The following is a 3037-nucleotide window of genomic DNA, read 5'->3' on the forward strand; positions in this document are numbered from 1 at the left end:
AAATCATCTGTGGTTGGATCTGTGTAGACTGTTCCAGGTATTCCTAGTCCATAGGAGTCTAGGCTTTCTCTTATAATTTTCGCAATGATTTGATTATCTTTTCGCTCTATATTTCTAAATATCATAGATCTATTCACTTTACTTTTAAAAACTGAAAACTTGAGCTTGTCCAACACGATTATTATCTATCCATATATATTGGATTTGGATTGAAATCATATACTCATCTAAATAATAAAGGTCTTGTATCTGAGTTTGAATTTGAAGAGACTCTGGTTCTTCAGCAATTAGACTCACAATTCTATTTTGAATTTTCTTACAAGGTACATCTTTGTGTATTTTTCCAGTGATTGACAGGTGTTTGTTATTGTTTCTTTCTCTCAGGTCTCTCAAGTTACAAGCGTTCGAAGAGAGTGTAGAGAAGCAGAGGACTATAAGAATGAAGGTGATTTGGACCATATCTATTTTTAGCATAATCTAAAAATAGAATCCAAGAAAAAAGTAATAGGAGTGCCTGAATATCATCACTTCTATTACTTTTTATTTACTTTACTTTATTTCATTATATATACAGTTATTACTTGTTTCCCAGCTAGTAACAAATGTTTCTTTATAAGATCTACTAAAGTCAATTGTTAGCTTACTTTCTTTAAACTCTAAAACAAGTTCACTTTCTGACTTCTCTGATCCAAATGTTCCGTACTTAATCTCTTTAGTAACAGAAATAATATTATTCTCTCTATTTGCAGTATATTTTGTTTTTGATTTAGTTCCATGTGAACTATTTGTAGATCTGACTACTTGGGTTCCTTCATTGATATTTTCAATAATCAAGTTACCTTCGCTTGAGTCTTTATTAAAATATGCCCCCATATCACTATTGAGAGATAGTTCTACTTGGTTGAGATTGTCTTCTAGGACTAAATGTGTAGGGCAGTTTGTAGTGTCGGAGCTTTGAAGTGTATACTCTACAACATCAGCAAATACTGGATTCATTAAGACTAAGAATAGAGGGATTACTTTCATGTTTAACTCCTTTTATGAGATCTAATTGTATTTTTCATACTTAAACATAATTAATATATTTGAGTCTATTTCTTTGAATTTTTTATACGGAGTATATAGTCTTTACTTAGTAAGTGCTAAGTATGTTTAAAGTTTTTCAAGGATATTAAAATGAATAAATCTCTATTATTACTTATGTTTACATTTTCTTTACACTCAACTGCTAGAGTCATCTCTCCTGGTCAAGTTATTGGATTTTCTGACTCAAGCTTCAATTACCAATCTCAAGAAGAAGCGAATCAAGCAAAGTTTTGTTTTTGGGGAGAGTTTGAGAGTACTTGTGAAGAAATTAAGAGTGCAGCATTTAAAATGAATGGAGCCTACTACCAAGGAAATCACGACAAGATTAAGCTAGTAAGTTGTGAGTTAATTCATGAGAGCTATCAAAATACTGAAGACACAGTGAAAGTAAGCTATGAGTTATCTGATGATTATGGAAGTGAGTTTTCAGTAACACGTTACATTGAAAGCTGCGCAGTAAGTTCTTCACTATAGTCTAAAGAATTTCTAATAAGTGGGTCTATTTAATGTAATCGTTATATAGATCCATATAGTTCTCTATAATAATATCTGCACTATCTTTTAAATATTGATTTTTTTCATTTGTAATTAATGCGGCAATAGAGCCTGCATTCTTTGCGGTTTCTATATCAAAATCATAATCACCTATATAGAGAATCTCATTTAAGGGAATATTAAACTTTCTTGAAAATATTTCCAGTCCATCAGGATCGGGTTTCGCCTTAGCGCAGTCTCTAGTTAGTACAAGGTCAAACGTCCATTTAAACATACTTAGAGTTTTATCTGTGATCACTTTAGAGTTTCTTGTTAGAATACCTGTAGGGATCTTTTTATTTGAAAGAGCTTCGATGAAAAGGTTTATATCTCTAATCTCTTTAGCATTTTGGCAGGCCATCTCTTCATACTTATGAACAATACTATAGGCGTAGGTCTTATCTTTTCCTGTAAGGTTTTCTTCGATATACTCAAGAATAGAAGACTCATAAGGAATATTTAATTCTTTTCTGATAGAGGCAAATTTAATATTTGTCTCAACAAGTGTTCCATCCATATCAAATACTACGGCACTAATTTTCATGGTTATTCCTTATTACTTGGATGTAAACCTTTTTGGAAGTTCTCCAAGAAGTCGTATCAGTTTAAAAGGCCTGGTGTACTTCTTTGCATAATACTTTTGAGAGTAATATATCCCATTATGCCCTGAGAAGTAATAGCTTACAAAACAAGTTATGAAAGCGTATGGAGCAATCTTTAGTCCAAAAACTTCTATCGCCATAATAGTACAAGCGATAGGAGCATTTGAAGCTCCACCAAAAACAGAAACAAAACCAACTGCCGCAAGTATTTCAAAAGATATTGGTGTAAAAAGAGCTAGAGCACTTCCAAGGGTTGCTCCAATAAAAACAAGAGGAGTAAATTCGCCACCTTTAAAACCTGAGCCTAAAGTAAGAGCAGTGAAGAGAACTTTTAAAAGTGGAACGCTCCAGTGAGACTGTTCAATGAGAGAGTTTTGTATGGTACCAAGCCCTAGTCCTGCATATTGATTAGTTCCTTCTATATAATATAAAACAATTATCAGAATACCTCCTATAAAGGGTCTAAGAGGAGGGTAACTAATAAGTTTTTTGAACACAAAAGTTATGAAGTGAGTAAATCTAGAAAATGAATTAGCAGTAAGTCCAAAAACTATACCGGCCAATGCTAAGTATATGATGTATGAAATTTGAAATGAAGGAAATTCAATGTCTGGGTAAATTGTATGAGGGATTTTTAGTAAGTGAACACTAAAGTGAGCGACAAAGGAAGCTATTAAGCATTGAAAAAAAGCAAAGAGTCTAAGCCTTCCAACTGTAATGATTTCCATTCCAAAGATAACTCCCGCCCATGGAGTTCCTATGGCGGCCCCAAGTCCAGCTCCAGATCCTGCGATCAGAAGAACTTTTCTTTCATA

At 33.1% G+C, this 3037-nt stretch carries 5 protein-coding genes; 1 reads left to right on the forward strand and 4 read right to left on the reverse strand.

Annotation, left to right across the window (positions count from 1 at the left end):
• Positions 1 to 144: 144 nt before the first annotated feature.
• Positions 145 to 474, reverse strand: a complete 330-nt coding sequence (locus ABX784_RS16555; RefSeq protein ID WP_372656171.1) for a hypothetical protein — start codon at positions 472 to 474, stop codon at positions 145 to 147.
• A 75-nt stretch (positions 475 to 549) separates the two neighbouring features.
• Positions 550 to 1026, reverse strand: coding sequence for a hypothetical protein (locus ABX784_RS16560; protein WP_372656172.1), 477 nt, complete (start codon positions 1024 to 1026; stop codon positions 550 to 552).
• A gap of 150 nt (positions 1027 to 1176) precedes the next feature.
• Between ABX784_RS16560 and ABX784_RS16565 the strand changes: the two genes are divergently transcribed.
• Positions 1177 to 1560, forward strand: a complete 384-nt coding sequence (locus ABX784_RS16565; RefSeq protein WP_372656173.1) for a hypothetical protein — start codon at positions 1177 to 1179, stop codon at positions 1558 to 1560.
• Between the two features lie 25 nt (positions 1561 to 1585).
• Here ABX784_RS16565 and ABX784_RS16570 read toward each other — a convergent pair whose 3' ends face one another.
• Both ABX784_RS16570 and ABX784_RS16575 read right to left on the reverse strand, forming a co-directional pair.
• The gene (locus ABX784_RS16570; RefSeq protein WP_372656174.1) at positions 1586 to 2164 is read right to left on the reverse strand and encodes an HAD family hydrolase; all 579 of its coding nucleotides are present in this window, start codon (positions 2162 to 2164) and stop codon (positions 1586 to 1588) included.
• A gap of 12 nt (positions 2165 to 2176) precedes the next feature.
• The coding region (locus ABX784_RS16575; protein ID WP_372656175.1) for a chloride channel protein at positions 2177 to 3037 on the reverse strand (861 nt) is incomplete at its 5' end.

Origin of the sequence: Halobacteriovorax sp. (assembly GCF_041587335.1) — a bacterium.
GTDB lineage: Bacteria > Bdellovibrionota > Bacteriovoracia > Bacteriovoracales > Bacteriovoracaceae > Halobacteriovorax.

What these genes read in the sequence shown, in the direction of transcription:
- ABX784_RS16565 (WP_372656173.1), top strand. Translation starts at nt 1,177, where the DNA reads ATGAATAAATCTCTATTATTACTTATGTTTACATTTTCTTTACACTCA.
- ABX784_RS16555 (WP_372656171.1), bottom strand. Translation starts at nt 474, where the DNA reads ATGCTAAAAATAGATATGGTCCAAATCACCTTCATTCTTATAGTCCTC.
- ABX784_RS16560 (WP_372656172.1), bottom strand. Translation starts at nt 1,026, where the DNA reads ATGAAAGTAATCCCTCTATTCTTAGTCTTAATGAATCCAGTATTTGCT.
- ABX784_RS16570 (WP_372656174.1), bottom strand. Translation starts at nt 2,164, where the DNA reads ATGAAAATTAGTGCCGTAGTATTTGATATGGATGGAACACTTGTTGAG.